The organism is Embleya sp. NPDC005971 (assembly GCF_040629175.1).
Lineage (GTDB): Bacteria > Actinomycetota > Actinomycetes > Streptomycetales > Streptomycetaceae > Embleya.
This window is the reverse complement of the sequence record NZ_JBEXUX010000002.1, coordinates 157,653-180,855: the sequence shown is the minus strand read 5'-3', so window position 1 is coordinate 180,855 and position 23,203 is coordinate 157,653. Positions and strand designations below refer to the sequence as shown.

19 protein-coding genes are annotated in these 23,203 nt (G+C 72.9%); 8 read left to right on the top strand and 11 right to left on the bottom strand.

What is annotated here, in order from left to right:
- Positions 1-25: 25 nt before the first annotated feature.
- The 4 genes from ABZ374_RS03730 to ABZ374_RS03715 all read left to right on the top strand — a co-directional run bounded on the left by ABZ374_RS03730 (position 26) and on the right by ABZ374_RS03715 (position 5,578).
- A complete protein-coding gene (locus ABZ374_RS03730) occupies positions 26-1,396 on the top strand; it encodes a dipeptidase (protein ID WP_360305744.1) in 1,371 nt (456 codons plus the stop codon).
- A 49-nt stretch (positions 1,397-1,445) separates the two neighbouring features.
- The gene (locus ABZ374_RS03725; protein ID WP_360305742.1) at positions 1,446-2,564 is read left to right on the top strand and encodes an aminopeptidase P family protein; all 1,119 of its coding nucleotides are present in this window, start codon (positions 1,446-1,448) and stop codon (positions 2,562-2,564) included.
- Between the two features lie 286 nt (positions 2,565-2,850).
- Positions 2,851-4,461, top strand: a complete 1,611-nt coding sequence (locus ABZ374_RS03720; protein WP_360305740.1) for a lipase family protein — start codon at positions 2,851-2,853, stop codon at positions 4,459-4,461.
- Between the two features lie 832 nt (positions 4,462-5,293).
- Entirely contained in the window at positions 5,294-5,578 is a 285-nt protein-coding gene (locus tag ABZ374_RS03715) for a hypothetical protein (RefSeq protein WP_360305738.1), read from the top strand.
- Between the two features lie 124 nt (positions 5,579-5,702).
- Here ABZ374_RS03715 and ABZ374_RS03710 read toward each other — a convergent pair whose 3' ends face one another.
- Together ABZ374_RS03710 and ABZ374_RS03705 are read right to left on the bottom strand one after the other, a co-directional pair.
- The gene (locus tag ABZ374_RS03710; protein WP_360305736.1) at positions 5,703-5,894 is read right to left on the bottom strand and encodes a DUF397 domain-containing protein; all 192 of its coding nucleotides are present in this window, start codon (positions 5,892-5,894) and stop codon (positions 5,703-5,705) included.
- Positions 5,891-6,778 (bottom strand): helix-turn-helix transcriptional regulator, encoded by an 888-nt coding sequence (locus ABZ374_RS03705; RefSeq protein WP_360305734.1) that lies wholly within the window; start codon positions 6,776-6,778, stop codon positions 5,891-5,893. The genes ABZ374_RS03710 and ABZ374_RS03705 overlap by 4 nt, the downstream gene beginning before the upstream one ends.
- A 513-nt stretch (positions 6,779-7,291) precedes the next feature.
- On the opposite strand from ABZ374_RS03705, the gene ABZ374_RS03700 reads away from it, so the two are divergent.
- Complete coding sequence (locus tag ABZ374_RS03700) at positions 7,292-8,482, top strand: NACHT domain-containing protein (protein ID WP_360305732.1); 1,191 nt, start codon at positions 7,292-7,294, stop codon at positions 8,480-8,482.
- Between the two features lie 228 nt (positions 8,483-8,710).
- Here the strand turns inward: ABZ374_RS03700 and ABZ374_RS03695 are convergent, their stop codons facing one another.
- The gene (locus tag ABZ374_RS03695) at positions 8,711-9,373 is read right to left on the bottom strand and encodes a TetR/AcrR family transcriptional regulator (RefSeq protein WP_360305730.1); all 663 of its coding nucleotides are present in this window, start codon (positions 9,371-9,373) and stop codon (positions 8,711-8,713) included.
- Between the two features lie 94 nt (positions 9,374-9,467).
- Between ABZ374_RS03695 and ABZ374_RS03690 the strand changes: the two genes are divergently transcribed.
- Positions 9,468-10,481 carry a saccharopine dehydrogenase gene (locus tag ABZ374_RS03690; RefSeq protein ID WP_360305728.1) on the top strand — a complete coding sequence of 338 codons (1,014 nt, stop codon included), beginning with the start codon at positions 9,468-9,470 and terminating at the stop codon, positions 10,479-10,481.
- A gap of 226 nt (positions 10,482-10,707) precedes the next feature.
- On the opposite strand, the gene ABZ374_RS03685 is transcribed toward ABZ374_RS03690, so the two are convergent.
- From ABZ374_RS03685 to ABZ374_RS03670, 4 genes are all read right to left on the bottom strand, one after another.
- On the bottom strand, positions 10,708-12,600 hold the full coding sequence (locus ABZ374_RS03685) for an alkyl sulfatase dimerization domain-containing protein (RefSeq protein ID WP_360305726.1): 1,893 nt from the start codon (positions 12,598-12,600) through the stop codon (positions 10,708-10,710).
- A 108-nt stretch (positions 12,601-12,708) separates the two neighbouring features.
- The gene (locus tag ABZ374_RS03680) at positions 12,709-14,163 is read right to left on the bottom strand and encodes a HAMP domain-containing sensor histidine kinase (protein WP_360305724.1); all 1,455 of its coding nucleotides are present in this window, start codon (positions 14,161-14,163) and stop codon (positions 12,709-12,711) included.
- 130 nt (positions 14,164-14,293) lie between these two features.
- Positions 14,294-14,902: a phosphatase PAP2 family protein gene (locus ABZ374_RS03675; RefSeq protein ID WP_360305722.1), complete on the bottom strand. Its 609-nt coding sequence runs from the start codon at positions 14,900-14,902 to the stop codon at positions 14,294-14,296.
- The gene (locus tag ABZ374_RS03670) at positions 14,899-15,183 is read right to left on the bottom strand and encodes a hypothetical protein (protein WP_360305720.1); all 285 of its coding nucleotides are present in this window, start codon (positions 15,181-15,183) and stop codon (positions 14,899-14,901) included. Before ABZ374_RS03670 ends, ABZ374_RS03675 begins: the two co-directional genes overlap by 4 nt.
- A 423-nt stretch (positions 15,184-15,606) precedes the next feature.
- Between ABZ374_RS03670 and ABZ374_RS03665 the strand changes: the two genes are divergently transcribed.
- Positions 15,607-16,326 (top strand): response regulator transcription factor, encoded by a 720-nt coding sequence (locus ABZ374_RS03665; protein ID WP_360305718.1) that lies wholly within the window; start codon positions 15,607-15,609, stop codon positions 16,324-16,326.
- 124 nt (positions 16,327-16,450) lie between these two features.
- Here the strand turns inward: ABZ374_RS03665 and ABZ374_RS03660 are convergent, their stop codons facing one another.
- The 4 genes from ABZ374_RS03660 to ABZ374_RS03645 are packed head-to-tail and all read right to left on the bottom strand — an operon-like array spanning position 16,451 to position 21,532.
- A complete protein-coding gene (locus tag ABZ374_RS03660; protein ID WP_360305716.1) occupies positions 16,451-18,100 on the bottom strand; it encodes an ATP-binding cassette domain-containing protein in 1,650 nt (549 codons plus the stop codon).
- Positions 18,097-18,960, bottom strand: coding sequence for an ABC transporter permease subunit (locus tag ABZ374_RS03655; RefSeq protein WP_360305714.1), 864 nt, complete (start codon positions 18,958-18,960; stop codon positions 18,097-18,099). Before ABZ374_RS03655 ends, ABZ374_RS03660 begins: the two co-directional genes overlap by 4 nt.
- Positions 18,957-20,000 carry an ABC transporter permease gene (locus ABZ374_RS03650; RefSeq protein ID WP_360305712.1) on the bottom strand — a complete coding sequence of 348 codons (1,044 nt, stop codon included), beginning with the start codon at positions 19,998-20,000 and terminating at the stop codon, positions 18,957-18,959. Before ABZ374_RS03650 ends, ABZ374_RS03655 begins: the two co-directional genes overlap by 4 nt.
- Positions 19,988-21,532: an ABC transporter substrate-binding protein gene (locus tag ABZ374_RS03645; protein ID WP_360305710.1), complete on the bottom strand. Its 1,545-nt coding sequence runs from the start codon at positions 21,530-21,532 to the stop codon at positions 19,988-19,990. The genes ABZ374_RS03650 and ABZ374_RS03645 overlap by 13 nt, the downstream gene beginning before the upstream one ends.
- 184 nt (positions 21,533-21,716) lie before the next feature.
- Between ABZ374_RS03645 and ABZ374_RS03640 the strand changes: the two genes are divergently transcribed.
- Positions 21,717-23,162 (top strand): MATE family efflux transporter, encoded by a 1,446-nt coding sequence (locus tag ABZ374_RS03640; RefSeq protein ID WP_360305943.1) that lies wholly within the window; start codon positions 21,717-21,719, stop codon positions 23,160-23,162.
- The last annotated feature ends 41 nt before the right edge of the window (positions 23,163-23,203 follow it).

Genomic DNA, 23,203 nt, shown 5'->3' with positions numbered 1-23,203 from the left:
CGAACCGACACGACGCCGAGGAGCAGTGGACGGGCGGACGGACGTGACCGACGATCTCGCCGGCCGGATTGCCGCGTTGATGCCCAGGGCCAAGGCGGATCTCGCGGAACTGGTCGCGATGCCCTCGGTCGCGGACCCTCGCCAATACCCTCCCGAGCACTGCCTGCGTACCGCCGAATGGGTCGCCGCGGCCTTCACCGAGGCGGGGCTGCGCGATGTTCGCCCGGTGCCGACCCCGGACGGCAGCAACGCCGTCGTCGGCCACCGTCCGGCACCCCCGGGGGCCCCGACCGTGCTGCTGTACAGCCACTACGACGTGCAGCCCCCGCTGGACGCCGCGGCCTGGCAGTCCCCGCCGTTCGAGCTCACCGAGCGGGACGGCCGCTGGTACGGGCGCGGCGCGGCCGACTGCAAGGGCAACATCGTCATGCATCTCACCGCGCTGCGAGCGCTGGGCGAGGACATCCCGGTGGGCCTGAAACTGGTGGTCGAAGGGTCGGAGGAACAGGGCACCGGCGGCCTGGAGGCCTATGTGCCGGAACATGCCGACGAGTTGCGCGCCGACGCGCTGCTCGTCTGCGACACCGGCAACGCGGCCGTGGGCGTACCCACCGCGACGACCGTGCTGCGCGGCCTGGCCAACGTCGTGGTCACCGTGTCCACGCTGGCCGGCGACGTGCATTCGGGCATGTTCGGCGGGCCCGCGCCGGACGCGCTGGCCGCGTTGATCCGGATCCTCGACTCGCTCCGCGACGCGGACGGCGGCACTCTCGTCCAGGGTGTGTCCGGCAGCGGCGTCTGGGAGGGAATCGGCTACGACGAGCAGCAGTTCCGCACGGACGCGGGTGTCCTCGACGGGGTGGCGCTGCTCGGTTCCGGCAGCGTGGCCGACCGGCTGTGGGCACGCCCGGCCGTGACCGTCCTGGGTATCGACTGCCCCCCGGTGGTCGGTTCGGCCGCCGCCGTGCCGGCCAAGGCGCGAGCGCGGGTCAGCCTCCGGGTCCCGCCCGGCACCGATGTCGACAAGGCCGCGGACGCCTTGGCGGCGCACCTGAAGGCCGCGGCCCCCTGGGGCGCGCGGGTCCACGTGGAGCGCGAGGGCACCGGCGCGCCGTTCCGCGCGGCCACCGACGGACCCGCGTACGCCGCGCTCGACCGCGCCATGCAGGACGCCTACGGGCGGCCGATCTCCTTCCTCGGCCAGGGCGGTTCGATCCCGCTGTGCAACGTCCTCGCCACCGCCTTCCCCGAGGCCGAACTGATCCTCATGGGCGTCGAGGAGCCACGCTGCATGATCCACGCGCCGAACGAGAGCGTCGATCCCACCGAGATCGAGCGGATGGCCCTGGTGGAGGCCAACTTCCTGCGCCACTACGCCGACCTCGTCGGTGGCTGATCCGGCGCCCGCTTCCCCACCACCGAACCGAACCGGGAGCGGCCACGCCATGCCGAGACCCTTCACCGTCCAGGACTTCGCCGCGCGCATGGCGCGGGCCACCGACACGGCGGCGCAAGCCGGCCTGTCCGGGCTGGTCGTCACACCCGGTCCGGACCTGCTGTATCTGACCGGCTATCGGCCGGTCGCGATCACCGAGCGGCTCACCGCGCTGGTGCTCACACCGAACCGTCCGCCCACCATGATCGTGCCGAGGCTGGAGCGCCCCGACGCCGAGGGCGCACCCGGAGCCGGAGCCCTGACGATCACGGACTGGGCGGACGGCACCGATCCGTACGCCGCGGCGAGCAGGCTGCTGGACCCGGACGGCCGGTACGGGATCTCCGACTCGGCCTGGGCCCTGCACCTGCTCGGCCTACAGGAGGTCCTCCCGGCCGGCGGCTACCTCCCCCTCACCCGAGCCCTGCCCATGCTCCGCGCCGTGAAGGACTCCGACGAACTGGAGCGGCTCGCCGCCGCGGGCGCCGCCGCCGACGACGCCTTCCGCGGCATCGTCCTGGTGGCCTTCGCCGGCCGGCGGGAGAGCGAGGTCGCCGCCGACCTCGCCCGGCTCCTCAAGGAGTACGGCCACAGTCAGGTCGACTTCACCGTGGTCGGCTCCGGTCCCAACGGAGCCAACCCTCATCACGAGGCCGGCGAGCGGGTCATTCGACCCGGTGACACCGTCGTGCTGGACTTCGGTGGCCTCAAGGACGGTTACGGCTCCGACACCACCCGGACCGTCCAGGTCGGCCCCGACATTCCCGACGAGGTCCGCACGGTGCACGAGGTGGTTCGTCAGGCGCAGCAGCAGGCGTTCGAGGCGGTCCGGCCGGGGGTCCCGTGTCAGGAGATCGACCGGGTGGCCCGCGCCGTCATCACGCAGGCGGGCTACGGCGAGTACTTCATCCACCGCACCGGCCACGGCATCGGCCTGACCACGCACGAACCGCCCTACATGATCGAGGGCGAGGAGCAGGTTCTGGTCCCCGGAATGTGCTTCTCCATCGAGCCGGGCATCTACCTCCCGGGACGCTTCGGCGTCCGGATCGAGGACATCGTCACCGTCACGGAGACCGCCGGACTCCGGTTCAACAACACCCCGCACGAACTCGCCACCGTCTCCTGAGGACACCGGGCGGTTCCTCGGCAGCGGCGCCGGGGTCGCGCAGGGGCGCAGCGGGTCGGCGCCCGAAGGGCGCTGGGGCGCTGGGCCGGGAGAGTGAAATCCGATGGCCTCCGGCCCGTGACATCTCGGCCGGGGTGTGGCGCCGACGAGGATGGGCGCGAGCAGCACGATCGCAGGGGTGGTGTGCACCTGCCGTCGGCACGGTAAGGGGGTGCCGAGGTCTCCCGAGGCCGGACACGGCGGCCGTCGCGGCCCGCTCCGCTCCGCAGACACCCAAGGAGCACGTATGGCCACGTCGGCCCGGCCCGACCCGTCGAGCGCCCCGGTCCTGATGACCCTCGCCGCGATCGCCGCCACGGCGGCGGTTCCGCGTCCGTCCGGTGAGACCACGCTGGAGCAGGCCCTGCGCGCCAGGTCCGGCATCACCTCGCACTTGCAGGACCCCACGCTGGCCACCGGCGGCACCTGGCTGTTGAAGTGGCTGGCCCTCGGTCCGGACAACGCGAACCTGGCCTACATCGCCTGGAATTCCGACGGCTCGAACCAGATCGTCGTGGCCGTCCGGGGCACCGTCTCCCAGCCGATCGACACGATGGAGGACCTCGACGTCGGCACCGTGGTGCCGTTCACTGCGGGCGGGTCGACGGACATCGCCGTCTCGACCGGTGCCATGGCCGCGTTCACGCAGGTCGCGACGGCTCGCGGGATCACCGGGGTGCCGGCCGAGCCGGATGGAGCCGACGGGTCCGGTGGGCCGGACGCCGCCATCCCGGTGGACGCGACGCTCACGCAGGCGCTCGCCCTCCTTCTCGCGGTCGTGCCGTCCTCGCCCCAGCCGACGGTCCACGTGACCGGCCACAGCCTGGGCGGCTGTGTCGCCACCATGCTGGCCACGTACCTCCAGACCCGGACGTGGACGCCGAACCCGCCGCAGTTCGCACTCGTCACCTTCGCCGCCCCCACGGCCGGCCTCCAGAGCTTCGCCGACCACGTCGACGGCCTGCCCTGGATCCTGCACGAACGCCACGTCAACGCCTACGACGTGGTCCCGCTGGCGTGGTCCGCCGTGCTCGAAGCCACGAAGTGGTACCCGTCCCCCCAGGGCCCGGTGGCGACCGACGAGGTGAAGCTCCTTCTGACGGAGATCGACAAGCTCAAGAAGCACTACGTGTACGTCCAGCCCCTCGCCGACAGCCCCGTCACGTGGAACCCGTCGTACTACTGGCACGACACGTTCTGCATCAACAAGACCACCGCCGACTTCATGGCCCAGGTCGCCTTCCAACACTCCAACTACAGCTACCTGTACCTGCTGAGCGCGCCTCAGGTCCCCGCCGGCCCGGTGGTCACCGGGCTGAGCCTCACCAGCGGGGAAGGCGGCACGCAGCTCGTCGTCAACGGCACGGGGTTCACCCCGGACAGCGTCGTCGACTTCGGTCCCGTCCCGTGCACCGAGTTCGCCCACGACCTGGAAGGAATGTGGATCGCGGCGGTCGTACCCGACGGGGTCGGCATCGTCGACGTCCGCGTCACCAACCTGTTCGGCACCTCGCCCGCCGTCCCGCTGGGGCGGTTCGCCTACGGCGGGCCCGCACCCGTCGTGGTCGGCTCGATCGACCCGATCCACGGGCCGGTCGGCACGCCGGTCGCGATCAACGGCTCGGGCTTCACGTCCCATGCGACCGTGCGGTTCAAGGACCACGTCGCGCACTCCGAGTTCAAGTCCACGACCCTCGTCACGGCGAAGGCGCCGCCCCGGCTGCTCGACGAATCGAACGCGGACGATGCGAAGACGGTGGACGTCACCGTGACGGTCGGCGTGGCCACGTCGCCCACCGGCCCGGCCTGCGAGTTCACGTACGAGGACCGGTCGACCGGTGACGGGGAGCCGAGCTAGTCCCGGTCGAGGCCCACGTCGGGCGTCCCGACTCCCGATTCCCGGTACCGGACGCGCAGCCGTTCGCGTGCGACACATCGGCATCGACGGTGCCCGACAGGCGTCGACCACTCCCGATGCCGGCGGACCCGCCCTCGCACGATCGTGGCGCGGGGCGCATCGCGTCGTTCCCGGTCGCCTCTGCGGTCGTGTCGGCCTCGTCGAGCAGTGTCGGCGCCTCGTCGTATCCCATGGCGGAGATCGGGGCCCGCCCGAGATTGCAGCTCCGAACCAGGAACCATCCCGATGTCCCAGGTGGTCGTCGAGCCCGGACCGGGCGTCCTCGTCGCCAGGCGAAACGGCCAGGGCCCGGGCGAACCGCCTCCTGCTCTGCTCGGAATCGCTGTCGAAGACGTTCCGGCCCTGCCGCGCCAACTCTGCGGCCAGTGCGCTGTCCCCGGGCAGTAGCGGGTAGGCCGGTTCCAGGCCGTGGATTCGTGTAATCGTCGAGTAGCCGTACCCGTTCCGGCTCCGCCCGACGTTCCGCCACGCGCGGTGCACGGCTGCCTGGCCGCCGGGGCCCAGAGAGTGGCCGAGCCGCGCCGCCGTGGCGAAGTCGGCGAGCGCTTCACCCCATTCCCCGGCATTCACGCGGCCCTGTCCCCGTTCCGCCAGGGCTTGGGCCAGCGCGTCGGCACATGCGGCCCAGTTCCCGACCCGCGCGGCCGGACTCCGGCCTCGGTCCAGTCTCGCAACCGGCGCCAGGCCGTGACTTCGGAGCAGCCCACGGTCAAATGCGGCGTCCGGCGCGGCCAACGCGAAGGTGCTGCGGCACCCGACCAAGTCCCCGGCTGTGGTCCAGTCGAGCAACCATGTCATCACCGGCGTCCACGACTTCCACGGGCGGCTCGGAATCGATTCGGGTGGCGAGTCGTCGGAGGCGAGACGATGGGTGGAGGCGGCCACAGAGGTGAGGAACAAGGCGCTCGAAACAGGAGCGAAGGGAGTCGGAGCCGCCAAGAGCATCGGCAGCGGAACCCTCGATCGGGCCGGCGCGGTAAAGGGCAGGCTCGCCGGGGAGATCGCCGGGCGAGCACGCCGTCGGCGCGCGGATGAGGAACGCGACGAGAACGGCTGAGCGAGCGCCGACCGTCGGGCACGTGCGCAGCCTGACACACCCGAGACTGCGAAGAGCCACAAAACGAGCCACGCCGCCTGACACTCCCTCGAACTCCGGTGGCGTCAGGCGGCGGGCAAGTCGATCAGAGCCCGGCCACGGACCGTACGAACGGCGCCCACTCGGCGCGACCCACCGCGAACGCGGGGCGGGTCACGTCCTTGGAGTCCCTTACGTGGACGCCCTGTTCGGTGATGGCGACCTCCACGCAGTCGTCGCCCTGGGTACCGCTGTAGCTGGACTTGAACCAGGCGAGTTCCGACGTACCGCTGTTCATAGCTCTCCTCGCAGTCGCTCCAGCAGATCCCGGGATTCCTTGGGGTTCAGGGCCTGCGAGCGCAGTGTGTCATAGCGTCGGCAGAGCAGACTCATTTCTTTCACGTCGGAGATCAGCCGACCGTTCTGCTGCCCCTCGGAGTAGCCGAGCCGCCGCCCCTCCAGGGTCTCCAAGATTCGCACAGGCCCGTCCAAGCATCCGTGGAACTCCGATTGCAGCGGCACCACTTGAAGCGTCACATTGCGCGGCGCGGTAAGCCCGAGCACATGGTCCAGCATGCTCGACTGCACCCGCGTCCCGCCCAGTCCGCGTCGGAGAACGGACTCCTCCACGATGAAGCCGAAGGGCACGGTCGGCCGCTCCCGCATCATCGTCTGTCGCTCCATTCGGGCCGCCACCTGTGCCTCCGTCTGCTCATCGGTCAGCAGCGGGATGCTGTTGTCGAACACCGCCCGCGCATACGCCTCCGACTGCAACAACCCCGGCACCAAACGGCATTCGTACGTGCACAGGCTCACCGCCTCCCGCTCCAGCCGAGCCCACCGCCGGAACCACGCCGCGAGCCCCGCCTCTCCCCGCGTGAGATGCCGGGCGGCCATGCGCAGTGCGCCGGTGTTGCCGAGAGCCTCCTCCGCACGCTCCACGAACGCCTCGTCCGGCATCCGGCGGCCCAACTCCACCGACTCCACCGTGTGCTTGGAGAACCGGACCCGGGTACCCAGGTCGACCCGACTGAGGCCCGCGTGCTCGCGCAGCGCCTGAACCACGGCTCCGAACGTGCGCAGACTGTCCGACGGATGAGGCTCCCGCTCCCACTCCCCCACCGGAACCACCCGCGCGCCGACGGCCCCGGACGCCTCCCCTTCGACTCCGACGATGTCCATCCGCTGCCCCTTTCTCATGCCGCATCACAACGGCCCTGATGAGCTGCCCCGGACACCGCCCATCGTGGCGGAAAACCACCCGTACCGTCCACTCTTCGTGTCCGAAGAATGACTGCACGTACGCGATGCCCCGCCGGTGCCCGGGGACGCGGCCGCCGCATGCCGGCCCCATGAACCAGGCGATTCGCCAACTCGTCGCCCCGGCCCGCACCTTCGCGCGCGTGTCGTCCTCCACACTCCGCACGTGATCGCGTCGGCCGGAACGGCGTCCGGTCCTTCCGGTCGGCCCGAAGCACCCGCGAGCACAACCGAGCGCTCAATCACGCGCCGGCGGCGGGTAGTCACGATCCGGCACCGGGAGCGGAGATCGTCGGCCCGCGCACGGTGGCGCTGGGGATGATGCGTGCCATGGTGCGATTGCGGACGGGGCGAGCGGCTGCCGTCTACGGAGTCCTACAGGCGGCTTCCGTGGCGCCGGCCCTATGGCTGACGTGGCAATTCGATGTGGCGTCCGTGGCCGCCACCGCAGTTGCTCTGACGCCGACGGTGCCGGCGTCGCTCCTGGCCTGGCTCGCGTACCGCGACGACCGACGCGAGGCCGCCGATCCCGCGGCCAAAACCGCGATACTGGCCGCCGCCGTCGCCGCCACCGAGACGCGACAACGCGCCCAACTGATCGGCGAGGGCGCCCACCGAATCGACCTGACCTACCGGTACCGCCCCGAGTCGGCCAACAACGCCACGGGCGCCGCCGTATCCGGCCGCCTGTCCGACATCACCGCCTACTACCGGGGCGTGCGGCCGGCGCGCCTGGTGGTCACCGGCGCGCCGGGCGCCGGGAAGACCGTGCTCGCCTCGGATCTCGTCCTCGGCTTGCTCACCGACCCTGCCCGCACGGACACCGACCCGGTTCCGGTACGTATCTCCCTGGCCGGGTGGGAGACCGAACGACCTCTCGTGGAGTGGTTGACCGACCAGGTCCACCAGCGGTTCCGCGACCAGGGCCTGACCGCGGCAGACGCCGAAACCCTCGTCGAGCAGCGACGGATCCTGCCGGTCCTGGACGGCCTGGACGAAATGGACAACGACACCACCCCGGTGCCCCGCCGCCGGGCGGTGGTCGCGTTGCGGCAACTCAACGCCTACCAGGACCCCGCGGGCAGCGCCTCGGTCATCCTGACCTGCCGCACCGACCAGTACAGCGAACTGGCCGCCCTGGACATGCGGATGCGCGAGGCCGCCCGCATCGAGATCGAGCCGGTCACCCCCGCCCAGGCCGACGCGTACCTGACCGCCCGCAGCACCGACCCGACCCGCTGGACACCCGTCGTCACCACCTTGCACACCGCACCCGGCGGCACCCTCGCCCGCTCCCTCGACACCCCTTGGCGCCTCAACCTCGCCGCCACCGTCTACGAGGAACGCGACCCGGACACCCTGCTCCCGGTGCGCGACCCCGGCGACCTGTGCGCCCTCGCCTCACCCGGCACGGTCCGCGACCACCTGCTGGGTCTGTACGTGCCCGCCGTGGTCCGGCAACACCCGACCCGACCCGGCCGCTACCGCCCCGATGACACTCACCGGCGCCTCGGCGCTTTCCTGCACTGGTCGTACGGGGCAGGTCTGTTGCGCATATCCGGCATCGCCTACCAGTTCCGCCACCGCGAACTCCAGAACTGGCTCGCGTCCCGCCCCAACCCCTGACCGTCGGGCCTGCGGCTACTGCTCAGCGACGCGGCGCCCTGCCCCGTGCCTCTCGCGGGCATGGGCACGAGCCTGTCCTGGTCGGCGCGGACTTCACGGCCCGGCAGCCCCCGACGGGGTCGGCGACCGGTCCTCGGCCCCGACGGCACCCTGGGGTTCGCTGCCACGCCGAGCCGGCGCGGCATCGCCATGCGCGGCGACGGTCTCGCCACCGACCGCCAAGCCGCACTACGCGTCGCCGCGATCCTCCGCCGGTTCGAGGCGTGGTCGGTCGGACCCGGCCCGGGGGCGCGCTTCGCCGAGTTCGTCGGGAGTGGTGGCCACAGCGGCGGTGATCAGGCAGGCCAGTGTGGCGACGGCCGCATCGGCGGTGGTCCGGCCCCGGTTGAGTTCTGCGGCGATCGCCTCTGCGGCTCCGAGCAGGCCGAGGCAGTGCAGGCGGAGCGCCTCGGCGTCCAGGTCGGAGTACGGGGCCAGGGCGGCGGCCATCACGCTCGTGTAGCCGTCCAGCATCTCCTGTTGCAGCACCGCGACTTCCGGGTCGCCCTTCAGCGCCGCCGAGACGGCGGTGAACTCCGGCATGTCCGTGGCGCAGGCGAAGTACGCGGTGCTCGTCGCGCGGGCGATCGCCCCCGCGTTCGGCGGAGCGGTCCGCAGCGCCTGCTCCACCGTGGCCCGGTGGCGTTCCTCCAGCCGCCGGTAGAGGGCGAGCAGCAGTCCCGCGCGGGTGGCGAAGTGGTCGTACGCGATCGGCCTGCTCACCCCGGCCGCCTCGGCGAGTGTGACCAGCGTCAGCGCGTCCGCGCCATGCGCGCGCACGATCCCCAGGGCGGCGTCGAGCAGTTGCTCGCGCCGGGCGGCCTTGGGGAGGCGGGTGGGAGACGGGGTCATGGCCCTCCTTGCGTTTCCCCGAGTCTACCTACACGATGTAACCTACAAAATGTAGGTTACAGAATGTAGCCTCAAGGTGAGACGGAGGAACACGATGGGACACACGAAGCCGGCACTGATCCTGGGCGGTTCGGGGCAGGCGGGCTCGGGAGCGGCCGCCCTCCTGCGCCGCCGGCACCCGGCGCTGCCCCTGGTGATCGCGGGCCGCGACATCGGCCGCGCCGAACAGGTGGCCGGGGGCCTCCGCGACGCGACCGCCGTCACCGTCGACATGCGGCGCGGCGACCTCGGCCTCCCGGCGGACGGCACCGGGTTCTCGGCCGTCGTCGCCACGCTGTGGGACGACCGGCTCAACGCCCTGCGGTACGCGCAGCGGCACGGGCTGCCGTACCTCGGCATCTCCAGCGGCTTCGTGGACATCGCCCCGGAGGTCGTCGCGGGCGCGCAACGTCCGGGCACCGCACCGATCCTGTTGGCGAGTCACTTCTGCGCGGGCACGGTCGTACTGGCCGCGCTGCACGTCGCCCGCGAGTTCCGCCGCGTCGACCGCATCGCCATCGGAGCCGTCCTCGACGAGACCGACACCGGCGGCCCCGCAGGAGTGGCGGACCTGGAGCGGTGGGTCACCGCCACCAGCGCGGGACTCGTGCGCCGGGACGGCGTCTTCACCTGGGTCGCCGGCGCGGATACGGAGACGGAGGTCACCACCCTCGACGGCACCGTCCTGCCGGCCGCGCGGATCGCGGTCCTCGACGTGCCGAGCCTGGCGCTCGCGACGGGTGCACCGGACGTCCGGTTCGACTTCGCGGTCGCCGAATCGGCAGGCCGGCGCCGCGGCGAAGGGCCGTCCGCCGAGGTCCGGATCGACATCGACGGCATCGGCCCGTCGGGAGCACCCCTGACGGTCGCCCGCTACCTCGTACACGCCGCGGGGCAGCGCCCCTTGACCGCCCTCGGCATCGCGCTCGGCGTGGAACGGCTGCTGGGCCTCGCCGGCGACGCCGCCGCGCCGGGCATCCACACCCCCGAGTCGCTGATCGACCCGGCGGATGCGGCAAAGGGCCTGGCGGAGATCGGGGCGGTCTTCGTGGACGCCCCCGGCGCGTAGGGCCGCTGAACCCCACCGACGCTTGGCCGTGGCAAAAAGCAGACGTTTCCGCGTCCGACGACAGTGGTCATCCGCGTGGCGACGGTGCCGCTTCGGCCGGTGGCGCCGGTGGCGCTCGATCCTCACCGGCTCCACCCGCCCCCGAGTGATGCGGCGCCTTCACGGCCCCCTCCTCGGCGGCTGCTTGCGCGAGCCGTGCCGAAAAGGACCCGGCGCGGCAGGCTCTCTAGGGGGTGACGATGGGGAAGTCCCGGTCGCCGGGGTCGAGTACGTCGGCGAGGGTGCGCAGGATCGACGGGTCGCCGTCGACCCGGATGCCCGCTTCGGCGAGGTCGTCCGGTGTCAGGCCGCCGAGTGCCAGTGCGGGAAGGGCGGCGGTGGTGGTGGTGAGGGTGAGGTCGGCGTCGCCCTTGTGCGAGACCGCGCTGTAGGTCAGGGCACCGTTGGACAGGCGGAGCCGGTAGTGGTCGCCGGTGTCGGTGAGCTTGACGTCTACGGTGAGCTGCTCGTCCCATGCCTTGGGACCGTCGATCCGGATGGCGATGGCGTCGAAGAGCATCTGCGGGGTGAGGTTGGCGACGACGTCGGCGGAGGCCGTGACGGTGGGGGTGCCGAATCGGCCGTCGCGCAGTTCGGTGGCGCCGGAGAGGTAGAAGTTGCGCCAGGTGCCGCTCTCGCAGCCGTAGCCGAGTTGTTCGTAGGTGTCGGCGAGGAGTTCGCGGGCCCCGGCGTGGTCGGGTTGCGCGAAGACGAGGTGGCCGAGCACCTCGGCGACCCAGCGGTAGTCGCCGCCGTCGAAGGAGGCGCGCGCCTTGGTGACCAACGTGTCGGCGCCGCCCATGAAGTCGACGTAGCGCTTGCCGGCCTCGACCGGGGTGTGTTGCCACAGGTGGGCGGGGTTGCCGTCGAACCAGCCCATGTAGCGCTGGTAGATGGCCTTGAGGTTGTGGCTCACCGTGCCGTAGTAGCCGTGCGTGTTCCAGGCGTTCTCCAGCGCCGGCGGCAACCGGAGATGTTCGGCGATCTCGGGGCCGGTCCAGCCTTTGTTGATCAGGCGCAGGGTCTGGTCGTGCAGGTACGCGTACAGGTCGCGTTGCATGCCCAGGAACGCCACGACGCGCTCTCGGCCCCAGGTGGGCCAGTGGTGCGAGGCGAAGACGACGTCGGTGGTGTCGCCGAACAGGTCGATCGCCTCGGTGAGGTACTTCGCCCACGAGTGCGGGTCGCGGACCACGGCGCCGCGCAGGGTGAGCAGGTTGTGGAGGTTGTGGGTGGCGTCCTCGGCCGCGCACAGGGCGCGGAAGTCGGGGAAGTGGATGAGCATCTCCGCGGGCGCCTCGGTGTCGGGAGCCATCTGGAAGACCATGCGAACACCGTCGACGACCTCTTCCTGCCCGGTGGTCGTGACGGTCACCGTCGGCGGGATCAGGGTGATGGTGCCCGTCGAGACCGTCTGGCCGAGACCGGCGCCGACCTGTCCTCGTGGACCGCGGGCGAGGGCGGCGCCGTACATGTAGGCGGCACGTCGGCCCATGGCGGTGCCCGCGTACACGTTCTCCGAGACGGCGTGTTCGGTGAAGCCCGCGGGAGCGAGCACGGGGACGCGGCCGGCGTCGACCTCCTCCTGGGTGGTGATGCCCTTGACGCCGCCGAAGTGGTCGACGTGGGAGTGGGTGTAGATGATGCCGGTGACAGGGCGGTCGCCGCGGTGTGCGCGGTACAGGGCGAGCGCGGCGGCGGCCGTCTCCTTCGACAGCAGGGTGTCGACGACGATGATCCCGGTGTCGCCCTCGACGAATGTGGTGTTCGACAGGTCCATGCCACGTACCTGGTAGATGCCCTCGACGACCTCGAACAGGCCCTGCTCGGTCGCGAGCCGGGACTGGCGCCACAGGCTCGGATTCACGGTGTCCGGGGAGTCGCCGGTCACGAACGCGTACGTGTCGTTGTCCCATACGACGGTGCCGTCCTCGCCCATGACGGCATTCGGCGTGCGGCGTGCGATCAGACCGCGAGTCGCGTCCTCGAAGTCCTGCGTGTCGGAGAACGGCAGACGGGTGCGCAACTGTGCCTGCTGTCGGGCGATGGACGGCTGGGCCGGCTTGGGCATCGAAGTCATTACGTCACATTTGCACCCATCGGCGACTTTTGAACTCGGGGGCACCCGGATGGACTTTGCGCTCCCGGGGCGGTCCCGAGGGTCGGATCGGGTGACGGCCGCGCGGGTTCAGGCGTCGTCGGTGGCGTCGTGGGGTGGGCTTGTGGGGCGGTTGGGCTCCGCGGGGCGGTCGGGTTCTGTGGGCAGGACGACTCGGAACAGTGCGCCTCCGCCCGGTGCTTCGTGTACGGCCACGGTGCCGTGGTGGGCGGCCACGAGGTGGTGCACGATGGCGAGGCCCAGGCCCACGCCGCCGGAGTCGCGGTCGCGGCTGGGGTCCAGGCGGACGAATCTGCCGAAGATGCGGTCGCGTTCGGCGGGGGGCACGCCGGGGCCGTCGTCGGCCACGTCGAGCACGGCCGTGTGTCCGTCGGCCGACGGGGCGACCACCAGGCGCACCGCGGACGAGGCGTGGGCCGCGGCGTTGTCGGCGAGGTTGCGCAGGACTTGGGCGAGTTGTCCGGCGTCGCCGTACACCCGGGTCGGGGTCGGCTCGGCGGTGATCCGCAGTGCGGGGTATCGGGCGGCCAGGCGGCGGCGTTCGGCGTCGAGGAGATCGTCCAGGTCGACGTCGGTGTGCCGGGTGTGCAGACCGTGTTCGTCGGCGCGGGCCAGCCACAGGAGCCCGTCGACGAGATGGTCGAGGCGGCCGACCTCGGCGGTGAGCAGGCCGACCAGGTCGGCGTCGCGGGTGACGAGCGGTCGTGCCGCGAGGACTTCGAGGCCGCCGCGAAGCGTGGTGATGGGGCTGCGCAGTTCGTGCCCGGCGTCGGCGACGAAGCGGCGCCGGGCCTCGACCTGGGTCTGCAGGCGGTCGAGCATGGCGTTCATGGTCTCGGCGAGGTTGGCGACCTCGTCGCGGGCCTCGGGGACGGGGACGCGTTCGTCGAGCCGGTCGGCGGTGACCACCGACACCTTGCGGCGCATGGCCTCCACGGGCACCAGGGAGCGTCCGACGAAGAGGTATGTGGCCGCCGCCACGACGGCGATCAGGAAGGGGCAGCCGAGCAGCAGGAGCGCGCCCGCGTCCTCGACGCTGTCGTCGATCGCCTCCCGGGACTCGCCGACCACGACGGTGTAGGTGCCGTCGGGGCGGGCCACCCCCAGCGCGGCGACGCGGTAGGTGTCGCTCTGGCCGGGGACCGGGCTGCGGTTCTCGCGTTGCGTCCGGCCCGGTTGCGGGCGCAGCGGAGTCAGCGGCGGCAGCCCGCGCACCGAGGGCGAGGCGGCGACCACGGTGCCGTCCGGGCCGAGGATCTGGACGGGTGTCAGGTCGCCGCGTTCCGGGGGGATCGCCCCGGATGCCTGGCCCGGCGGCTCGGGGCGGGTGAGTTCGGCGGCGACCGCGGCGGCGCGGCGGCGGGCGTCGGCGTCGAGGGAGTCGAGCAGGGAGCGGTGGTAGAGGAACAGGAACGCCGCCGCGGCGAGGGCGATCACGACGGCGACGACCGCTGCGGCGGCCAGCGCGGACCGCATGCGCACCCCGGCGTGCCGTCGGTACCACGCGCCGAGCCGGGGCCACATGTCGGTCACTGTAGTTCGCGGTCGCCCGGCTCGGGTGCGGCGCTTGCGCGGGCCGCGTGTCGCCGGCTTCGGGCGGTCGGGTCGGGTGCGCGGTCGGCGGGGCACCGGGGGCGGGGCTTTCACGGGGCTCTCATCGGGTCGCCACGTACGCCCGCCATCGGGTGCCTCGCAGGCCCTCGACCAGCGGTGCGGCCCGTCCGGCCATCCGGACCAGGGGCCAGGCCAGGAGTACCCCGATCAGCAGGCCCGCCGCCGCGTCGTGCGGGTAGTGCACACCCACCCACACGCGCGAGGCCGCCATCGCGAGCGCGGCGACGGCGGCGATCGCGCCGATGCGCCGATCCACCGCCCACAGCGCGGTCGCGGCAGCCGCGGCCACGACCGCGTGGTTGCTGGGGAACGACCAGTCGTGCGGACCCGGGCACGCCTCCAGGGTGAAGGCCCCGGTCAGGGTCCGGCACGGGCGGCTTTCCGCGAACACCGACTTGAGTCCGGTGTCCAGCAGGTACACCAGGGCCACGATCGCGGGCGCGGCCAGGGCCCGGGCCATCGCCGCGGGCTCGCGGCTGCGGGCGGTCCACCACACGGTCAGCATCAGCACCGCGAACAGCGCCAGGCCGTACGTCGACCAGTCGGCCACCACCCGGTTGAGGAACGGCGGCGCCTCGCGGGCGAGTTCGGTCACCCGCTCGTACAGCGGTCCGTCGACGGAGGCGCCCGAGAACGCGAGGCCGCTCATGCCCGGTCCCCCGTTCCGTCGGCCGGGTCGTCCTCGCGTGAGCGGGGCGGGTTCGGGGACGAGGCCGGGTGCGCGTGCGCACCGACGTGGGCCGGCGCCTCGGGGATCTCGCCCCGACGCCGGCGCGCGTCGCGCCTGGCGAGCACCGGCGGTCTGTGCGGGAGCGCCATCGGGCCCGTCTCGACGAGCAGCACCCCCGCAATACCCGGCGCGTCGAACGACCCCGGCCACGAACGCGCGTCCCGGGCGTTCGAGGCCGGGTCGCCGGCAGTGGACGACATCACGCGCACCTCCCTTCCCGTCCGGTGATTCCGCGTCCGCCGCGCCTGCGGCGTTCCCACGCCGGGCGCGGCCCGGACACCGCAGCGCCGCACGGCTCCGCGTTGTCCACCCCGAGCCTGCCGGGGCGGTCCTGAGAATCCGCTGAGTACCGCGGTCGAGCAGCTCGGGGCGGTGCCTCGCGCATGGGGGAAGGGCTGGTCCCCCCGGTGCAGCCGGCACTGCCTGCGGGGGTGCCTCGCGGGCAGTGGGAAGGCCGCCCGCCCCTTCCCGGAAGGGACGGAAGACCACGAGCGCGACGTGCGTCGGACGGGCCGGGACCGATCGCGCCGCCGTGTCTCAGCGTGCTCTTGGGTTCGCGGTGGTGTGCTGGGCCGCACGGTCGGCGGTTCCGGCGGCCGGTGCGCGGGCGGCGGAGGTGTCGGGTGCGGGTACTGCTGGTGGAGGACGAGGTCCGGTTGGCGGAGACCGTGCGACTGGGGCTGGTCGACGCGGGCTTCAACGTCGAGGTGGTCCACACCGGCCCGGACGGCCTGTGGGCCGCGACCGAGAACGCCTACGACGTGATCGTGCTCGACATCATGCTGCCGGGCCTGAGCGGCTACCGGGTGTGCGAGCGGCTGCGCGAGGCGGGCGTGTGGACTCCGATCCTGATGCTGACCGCCAAGGACGGCGACTACGACCAGGCGGACGCGTTCGACCTGGGGGCGGACGACTACCTCACCAAGCCGTTCGGCTTCGTGGTCCTGATCGCACGGCTGCGCGCACTGGTGCGCCGGGGGGCGCCGGTACGGCCGGCGGTGCTGGCGGTGGGCGGCCTCACCCTGGATCCCGCACGCCGCCGCGTCGCGATCGACGGCGAGGAAACGCCGTTGACCCCACGGGAGTTCGCGCTGCTGGAGTTCCTGATGCGGCGGGCGGGCGACGCGGTCTCGAAGACGGAGATCCTGGCGAACGTGTGGGACGCACACTACGAGGGCCCGGCGAACGTGGTCGAGGTGTACGTCGGCTACCTCAGGCGCAAGCTCGCCCGCGAGGGTCGCGACGCGGGTACGGGGCCCGCAGCGCCGTCCGGGACGCCCGGCCGGCGGCCGGTGATCGAGACCGTGCGCGGGGTCGGGTACCGGCTGGTCGCTTCCGACTGATTCGCCATCCGAGGGCGACTCGCCACGGACGGCCCAAATCGCCGGGCCGCGTGTCGGCAGCCCCGGAATACGGCACACGACCCGCCCACCGCCGACGCGAGGGCCCGGCGACCCGGCCCGATGCTCAGGGCTCTCGACCGACCCCCGTGGTGTGGGCCAGGACCGTCGCGGCGTCGCCGCACGCCGTCAGTCGGCCGTCGGTGAGGACGTGCACGGTTCGGGTGTACGCGGCGGCCAGTTCGTGGTCGTGGGTGACCAGGGCGAGAGCCGTGCCGCGTTCGACGCACACGGTGTGCAGCAGGTCCATGACCGCGGCGGCGGTGTCGGGGTCGAGGGCGCTGGTGATCTCGTCGCACAGCAGGTAGTCGGGGTCGACGGCCAGGGCCCGGGCGATCGCGACGCGCTGCCGCTGGCCCCCGGACAGCTCGGCCGGGTAGCGGTCGGTGAAGGCGGGCGGCAGGCCGACCAGTTCGAGCAGCTCGACCACGCGTGCGGTGCGGGCGGCGCGGGTGAGTCGGGTGTGCAGGGCCAGGGGGCGGGCGAGGGCGGCCCCGACGGTGCGGCTGGGGTTGAGGGTGGCGAGCGGGTTCTGCGGGACGAACTGGATGCGGCGCTGCCGGTCCCGTCCGCGGCGACGGACCGCGGGGCGCAGGGGCGCGCCGTCCAGGGTGAGTGTGCCGGCGTCCGGCACGGCGAGTCCGGCGAGCACGCGCAGCAGCGTGGTCTTGCCCGAGCCGGACGGCCCGACGATCGAGATCGCTGCGCCTGCCGGGAGCGTCAGGTCCACACCGTCCAGGGCCGGGCGGCGATCGCGGCCGGTGCCGAAGGTGACGGTGACCCGATGGGCGGCGAGCGCGTGCCGCTCGGGCCTTGCCGCGACGACGGGCCCGGCGGGCGAGCCCACGTGGGTGGGGTCGACGCGGGTGGCGGCGCTCTCGCCGGGTGGCTTGCGCCCCGCCGGGACTCGCGGCCGCTGCGGGGCGGCGGGCGGCGGCGCGGGCGGGCCCAAAGTGGCGAGAGTGATGGTGTCGTCGGCGCACGCCCCGACCAGTTCCGGGTCGTGGCAGGCCATCAGTACCGCGAGGCCGCGGGTGTCGGCGAGGCGACGCAGGAGCCGGGCGATCTCGTCGCGCAACGTGGGGTCGAGTCCGGCGGTGGGTTCGTCCAGCAGGAGGAGTCGGGGGTTGCGGGCCAGGGCGCGGGCGAGGGCGACTCGGCGCTGTTGGCCGCCGGACAGGGCGCCGGGGCGACGGTCGGGCAGACCGCCGTCCAGGGGCAGTCGGCATTCGGCGAGGACGGCCTCGACGCCCTGTCGGGTTCGGTCCCGGGCGGTCTCGGCAACAATGCGGCGAACGCTCGTGTACGGGTTGAGCGCGGAGCCGGGGTCCTGACCGACATAGGCGAGTTCGGTGCGGCGCAGCCGGCCGAGTGCGGCGCGGTCCAGCCTCAGCACGTCGTGGCCCAGGACGTGTGCGGTGCCCTCGGTGGTGGCGCCGGCCGGCAGATGACCGAGCAGGGCCTTGAGGAGTGTGGTCTTTCCGGAGCCGGACGCGCCGGTGAGCGCGGTGATGCGCCCCGCGCGCACGGTGGCGTGGGCCGGGTGCAGCAGGTGGGGGCCTTCGACCAGGCGGACGCCGAGTCCGGCGATGTCGACGACCACCGCGTCGGCGGTATCGCCGGTCGCGAGGCTCCCGCCGCCGGTGGCGGTGTCCGCGTGCGTGGGGAGCCGTGTGCCGTCGTCGGGTCCCGGGTGGGTGGGAGTGCGCGGGCTCATGCCGAGGTCACCGCCTGGGTGCGGGGGGCCGGTGCCGAAGTGGCGAGGTTGACGGTGATCGCGAGGAGGGCGACGGCGGCGCTGGGGGCCAGGACGGCCCACGGGTTGAGGAGGATGCCGGGGGCGTTCTCGCGGATCATCAGCGCCCAGTCGGCTTCGGGTGGCTGCGGGCCGATCTGGAGGAACGCGGCCGTGGAGATGATGTAGACGGCCTCCACGAAGCGCAGTCCGAACAGGGCCGCCACGGTGCCGCGGAGGTTGGGCAGGAGTTCGCGGACGGTGATGGAGAGGCTGGATTCGCCGCGCATCAGGGCGGCTTCGACGTACCCGGCGGCGGCGAGCGGCGCGGCTGCCGCGGCGATCACGCGGACCGCGAACGGGATGCCCAGGACGATGGCCGCCCCGATGACGGCCCAGCGTCCGCCGTCCGGCCAGGCGAGCGCGACGAGCATGATGCCCAGGACGGAAGGCAGGAGGATGGCGACGTCGGCGGCGCGTTCGAGGACACGACCCGCGCGTGGGCGCAGTGCCGCGAGGCAGCCGAGCAGGGCCGCGGTCGCGGTGACGGCGGCGCCGATGAGGAAGGCGCAGCCGATCAACGCGGTGCCGCCGTCCAGCAGGCGGGACCACACGTCGCGGCCGAGTTGGTCACCGCCGAGGAGGGCGCCGTCGCCCGCCTCGGCGTAGGTGGCGGTCACCGGGGCGTCGATGGGGTGCGGTGCGAGCCAGGGCCCGGCAAGGGCGACGGCGAGGAAGAGCGCGGCCGGGAGCAGGAGGAGCGCGCGGCGCGGGTGCGGGTGCCGGCCCGGGCGGGCGGGTGCGGGCGTCGCGGTGTCGGTCGAGGCGGAGGCGGTGGTCATCGGCCGGCTCCCACGGTCTTGGCGCGGACGAGGTCGGCGGCGAGGAGGACGAGGGTGATCGCGGCGCCCGCGAGGGCGACACACCCGGCGATCAGGGTGGTGTCGCGCCCGGCGACCGCGCCGGCCAGGACCGTGCCGATGCCGGGGTGGTTGAAGAGGGTCTCGACGACGACGGCGCCGCCCAGGAGCATGCCCGTCGAGGTGGCGATGCCGGTGGCGATCACGGGAAGTGCGCCGGGCAGCGCGTGGCGCAGCAGGACGCGGGTGGTGGACAGGCCGTCCAGGCGGGCGGCTTCGACGTGGGCGGCGTCGGCCTGGTCGGCGAGGGCGCCGCGGACGATGCGGGTGTTCCAGCCGGTCTGCGGGACGGCGAGGGCGAGTACCGGCATGATCATCATGGTCCATTCGGCGGGCTTGCCGGACGCGTCGGCGACGGTGACCGCGGGCAGCAGGCCGGTCCACAGGGACAGGACCAGGACCAGGCCGGTGGCCAGTACGAAGTCGGGGACCGCGAACGCGGTGGTGGCGGTGTGGCCGATCATCCGGTCGGTGCGCCTGCCGGGGCGCGCGGCCGCCAGGCAGCCGAGGGCGAGGGACGCGGCGACGGTGAGGGCGAACGCCGCGCCGGCCAGGGCCAGGGTGTTGGGGAAGGGGTCGCGCAACAGGTCGGCGACCTTCTCGCCACGCGCGGAGGTGCCCAGGTCACCGGTCGGTAGTGCGGTCATCCAGTCCGTGAAGCGCTCCCACAACGGCCGGTCCAGGCCCAGGTGTTCGCGACGGGCGGCGATGGCGGCGGCGCTGTCGCCGCGTTCGGCCGTGGCGGTGGCCGCGTCTCCCGGGAGCATCTCGACGGCGGCGAACACGACTGCCAGCAGGGCGGCCAGCACCAGGATGCGGCGCAGCAGCACGGCACCGGCGCGCAGCGCGGCCCGCCCGGCACGGCGCGCGAAGTCGTCACGGGGGCGCGGCGGTACGGGCGGGCCCGCGGCGGCCGGGTCGGTGGACCCGGCCGCCGGCGCGCCTGGGGTCAGCGCAGCCACGTGCTCTGCAGTTGCACGCGGCCGTATCCGGCCAGGGTGGGCAGGTTCTGGACCTTGGCCGCGGCGACGTCGATGCCGTCGGCCATGCCCCACAGCAGGTATCCGGAGCGCTCGTGCTGGATCTTCTGGACCTCGACGAGGGCGGCGGCGCGGCCGGCCTCGTCGGCGGCGCCGACCGCCCGGCGGTAGGCGTCGTCGAAGGCCGGGTCGGCGAACTGGGCCTCGTTCTGCCCGGCGTCGCCGACCATGAGCTTGGACCCGAGGAAGAGCACCGAGTCGTTGGTGCCCCAGTAGGTGGTGTAGAGGGTGCCCTTGAGCCAGGTGGCGTCCCAGAAGGTGCCGGACTCCTGCTTGACCACGTTGATCCTGATGCCGGCTTCGCGGGCGTGGTTGGCGAACAGCGTGGCGGACTCGGCGAGTCCGGCGATGTCCTCGGTGGTGATCAGGTCGTAGGTCTTGCCGAGGTCGAAGTTCGCCTCGGCGAGGAGCTGCCCGGCCCGGGCCAGGTCGCGCTTGCGCTGGGGCAGGTCGCGGGCGTAGCGCGGGTCGCCGGTGCCCATGACGTCGTTGGCGACGGTGCCGTAGCCGGACAGGACCTGCTTGACCATGGCGTCGCGGTCGACGACCAGGCGCAGGGCCTCGCGCACGCGGGGGTCGGCGAACGGGCCGTCCTTGGTGCGCATGACGATCGGCATGGCCATGTCGTCGGCGCGGCGCACCACCCGCAGGTCCTTGCGGGTTTCGGCGATGCGCGCGGCCACCGGGCCGACGTTGGAGGCCAGGTCGATCTGGCCGGCGAGGATCGCGTTGGACATCGCCTGCGCCGTCTCGAACATGGTGATCTCGACCGCGTCGAGCAGGACTTCGCCGCCGTACCACTTCTCGTTGCGGACCAGGCGGGCGTTGCCGTTGCGGTACCAGTCGAGTTTGAACGGGCCGGTGCCGGGGGCCTTGTCCAGCGCGTTGTCGGGGGTGTCCTTCTTGAGGATGAAGCTGCTGAGGCGGGTCAGCAGCGGCAGTTCGGCGTTGGGGTAGTCGGACACCAGGACCACGGTGCCGTCGCCGTCGGCGGTGATGTTCTCGGCCTGGATGCCGGGCAGGCGCGAGGCGCCGGACTTGGTGCCGCGCAGGCGCCGCAGCGACCAGACGACGTCGGCGGCGGTGACCGGGCTGCCGTCGTGGAAGGCGGCGCCGGGGGCGATCTTGAAGCGCCAGGTCTTCAGGTCGGGGGTGGACTCCCACGACGCGGCCAGGCGGGGCGCGGTGTTGGGCCGGCCGGCGGGGACGGTCAGCGTGTCGAACACGAGGGACAGGACCAGGTAGTCGCTCTCGTTGCTCTGCGTGCCGTGCGGGTCGCGGGTGATCGCCCCGGCCCGGCCCAGCGCGCCGACGCGAAGCGTGCCGCCCTTCTTCGGGGTGCCGCCGGTGGTCTGCGGCGCCGGGGCGCCGCCGCTCTGGGACGAGCATCCGACGAGGGTTGCCGCCCCGAGTCCGCCGGCGGTCATCAGTACTTGGCGCCTGTTCACGTACACGGTGCGTCCTCGTTCTTCGATCCGGCACAGTTGGATTAGGTGTGCCTATCCTAATTTCGACTGACAGCGCAAGACCGCAGACGGTAGCGCACCGTGTTCGCGGTCGCCCGCCCGACCGCGCTCCGACGGCGTGGAACTCGACTGCTACGGTGCCCTGCCCGATCCCGAGGAGCCGCTGCGCACGATGTCCACGACCTTCCTCCGCGACGGCCGCGCCCTGGCCGTGCTCGCGGTCCCGCTGATCCTCACCCAACTCGCCCAGGTCGCGCTGACCACCACCGACACCGTGATGATGGGCCTGCTCGGCACCGAGGAACTCGCGGCAGGCGGACTGGCGATCGTCGTGTTCAACCAGGTGCGCACCATGGGCGTGGGCTTGGTCACCTCCGTCGGCAACCAGGTCGCCGCGGCCGCCGCGCGGGCCGAGCGCGCCGCCGACGCCGCGGGCCCGACCACGCCGGGCACCGCGGACGCCGGGGCGGGCGAACCCGGGACGGCGGACGCCGCGCGCGAGGAGGTGCGCGGCGTCGTGCGCGCCGCCATGGCCGTCGCCACCGGCGCGGGCCTGATCGGCGCGGTGCTGATGCTCGGCGTCGGTCAGGCGCTTCCGTTGCTCGGCCAGGACCACGACGTCGCCCGCCGCGCGCAGCACATGCTCGCCGCCCTCGCCCCCGGTCTGTTGCCGTGCCTGTGGTTCCAGGCGGTGCGCCAGTTCACGGTCGGCATGCGCCGTCCCCAGGCGCTCCTGCGCATCACGCTCGCCTCCGTCGCCGTCAACGCGGGATTGAACTGGGCCCTCGTGCACGGCACCTGGATCCTGCCCGAGGCCGGGCTGGTCGGGATCGGCGCCGCGACGTCGGGGGTCTACTTCCTGACCTTCCTGGCCCTGTACGCCGCTGCCCGCCGCGATCGCGAACTCGCGCCGCTGCTGGCCCTGAACCCCGCCAAGGCGGACCGCGTCGCCGTGCGGCGCCTGGTCGGACTGGGCGTGCCGATCGCCGCTACCTACGGCTCCGAGGCCGGGTTCTTCTTCTTCACCGCCTTGATGGCCGGATCGTTCGGGCCCGCCGCCCTCGCCGCCCACACCGCGGTCAACCAACTGGTGTACATCGTCTTCCAGGTCGCCGTCGGCCTCTCCCACGCCGCGTCGATCAACGTCAGCCGCGAGATCACCCTCGGCGAACTCGTTCGTGCCCGCCGCCTGATGCGCACCGCGCTCGGCTGCGCGGCGTGCGTGATGGCCGCGGTCGGCGTCGTGTACCTGGCGCTCCCGCACCTGGTCCTCGCCCCGTTCCTGGACTCCTCCGCCGGCGACGCCCGCACGATCGCCACCCGGCTGCTGGTCGTCGCCGCCGTCCTGCAGTTCTTCGACTGCGCGCAGAACATCGGCGTCGGACTCCTGCGCGGCCTCGACGACACCCGAACCGGCTTCCGCGTCACGCTCGTCGGCTACTGGGCGATCGGCCTGCCCGCGTCGTGCCTGTTCGCGTTCGGGTTCGGCGGGGACACCCTCGGCCTGTGGCTCGGCCTGCTCGCCGGACTCGCCGCCACCGCCGCGTTGCTCCTGCGCGCGTTCACCGCCGCCCTCGACCGCCGGGCGGCCGGGCCGGCCGTCGCCGCAGCCACGTAGCCGACCCGGGGCGGCCGTCGTGTCCGAGCGGGCAGCCGCGG

Bases quoted from the DNA above. Each gene is read 5' to 3' on its own strand.
- ABZ374_RS03725 (WP_360305742.1), top strand. From the start codon at position 1,446: ATGCCGAGACCCTTCACCGTCCAGGACTTCGCCGCGCGCATGGCGCGG.
- ABZ374_RS03720 (WP_360305740.1), top strand. From the start codon at position 2,851: ATGGCCACGTCGGCCCGGCCCGACCCGTCGAGCGCCCCGGTCCTGATG.
- ABZ374_RS03710 (WP_360305736.1), bottom strand. From the start codon at position 5,894: ATGAACAGCGGTACGTCGGAACTCGCCTGGTTCAAGTCCAGCTACAGC.
- ABZ374_RS03705 (WP_360305734.1), bottom strand. From the start codon at position 6,778: ATGGACATCGTCGGAGTCGAAGGGGAGGCGTCCGGGGCCGTCGGCGCG.
- ABZ374_RS03695 (WP_360305730.1), bottom strand. From the start codon at position 9,373: ATGACCCCGTCTCCCACCCGCCTCCCCAAGGCCGCCCGGCGCGAGCAA.
- ABZ374_RS03690 (WP_360305728.1), top strand. From the start codon at position 9,468: ATGGGACACACGAAGCCGGCACTGATCCTGGGCGGTTCGGGGCAGGCG.
- ABZ374_RS03685 (WP_360305726.1), bottom strand. From the start codon at position 12,600: ATGACTTCGATGCCCAAGCCGGCCCAGCCGTCCATCGCCCGACAGCAG.
- ABZ374_RS03680 (WP_360305724.1), bottom strand. From the start codon at position 14,163: ATGTGGCCCCGGCTCGGCGCGTGGTACCGACGGCACGCCGGGGTGCGC.
- ABZ374_RS03675 (WP_360305722.1), bottom strand. From the start codon at position 14,902: ATGAGCGGCCTCGCGTTCTCGGGCGCCTCCGTCGACGGACCGCTGTAC.
- ABZ374_RS03670 (WP_360305720.1), bottom strand. From the start codon at position 15,183: ATGTCGTCCACTGCCGGCGACCCGGCCTCGAACGCCCGGGACGCGCGT.
- ABZ374_RS03660 (WP_360305716.1), bottom strand. From the start codon at position 18,100: ATGAGCCCGCGCACTCCCACCCACCCGGGACCCGACGACGGCACACGG.
- ABZ374_RS03655 (WP_360305714.1), bottom strand. From the start codon at position 18,960: ATGACCACCGCCTCCGCCTCGACCGACACCGCGACGCCCGCACCCGCC.
- ABZ374_RS03640 (WP_360305943.1), top strand. From the start codon at position 21,717: ATGTCCACGACCTTCCTCCGCGACGGCCGCGCCCTGGCCGTGCTCGCG.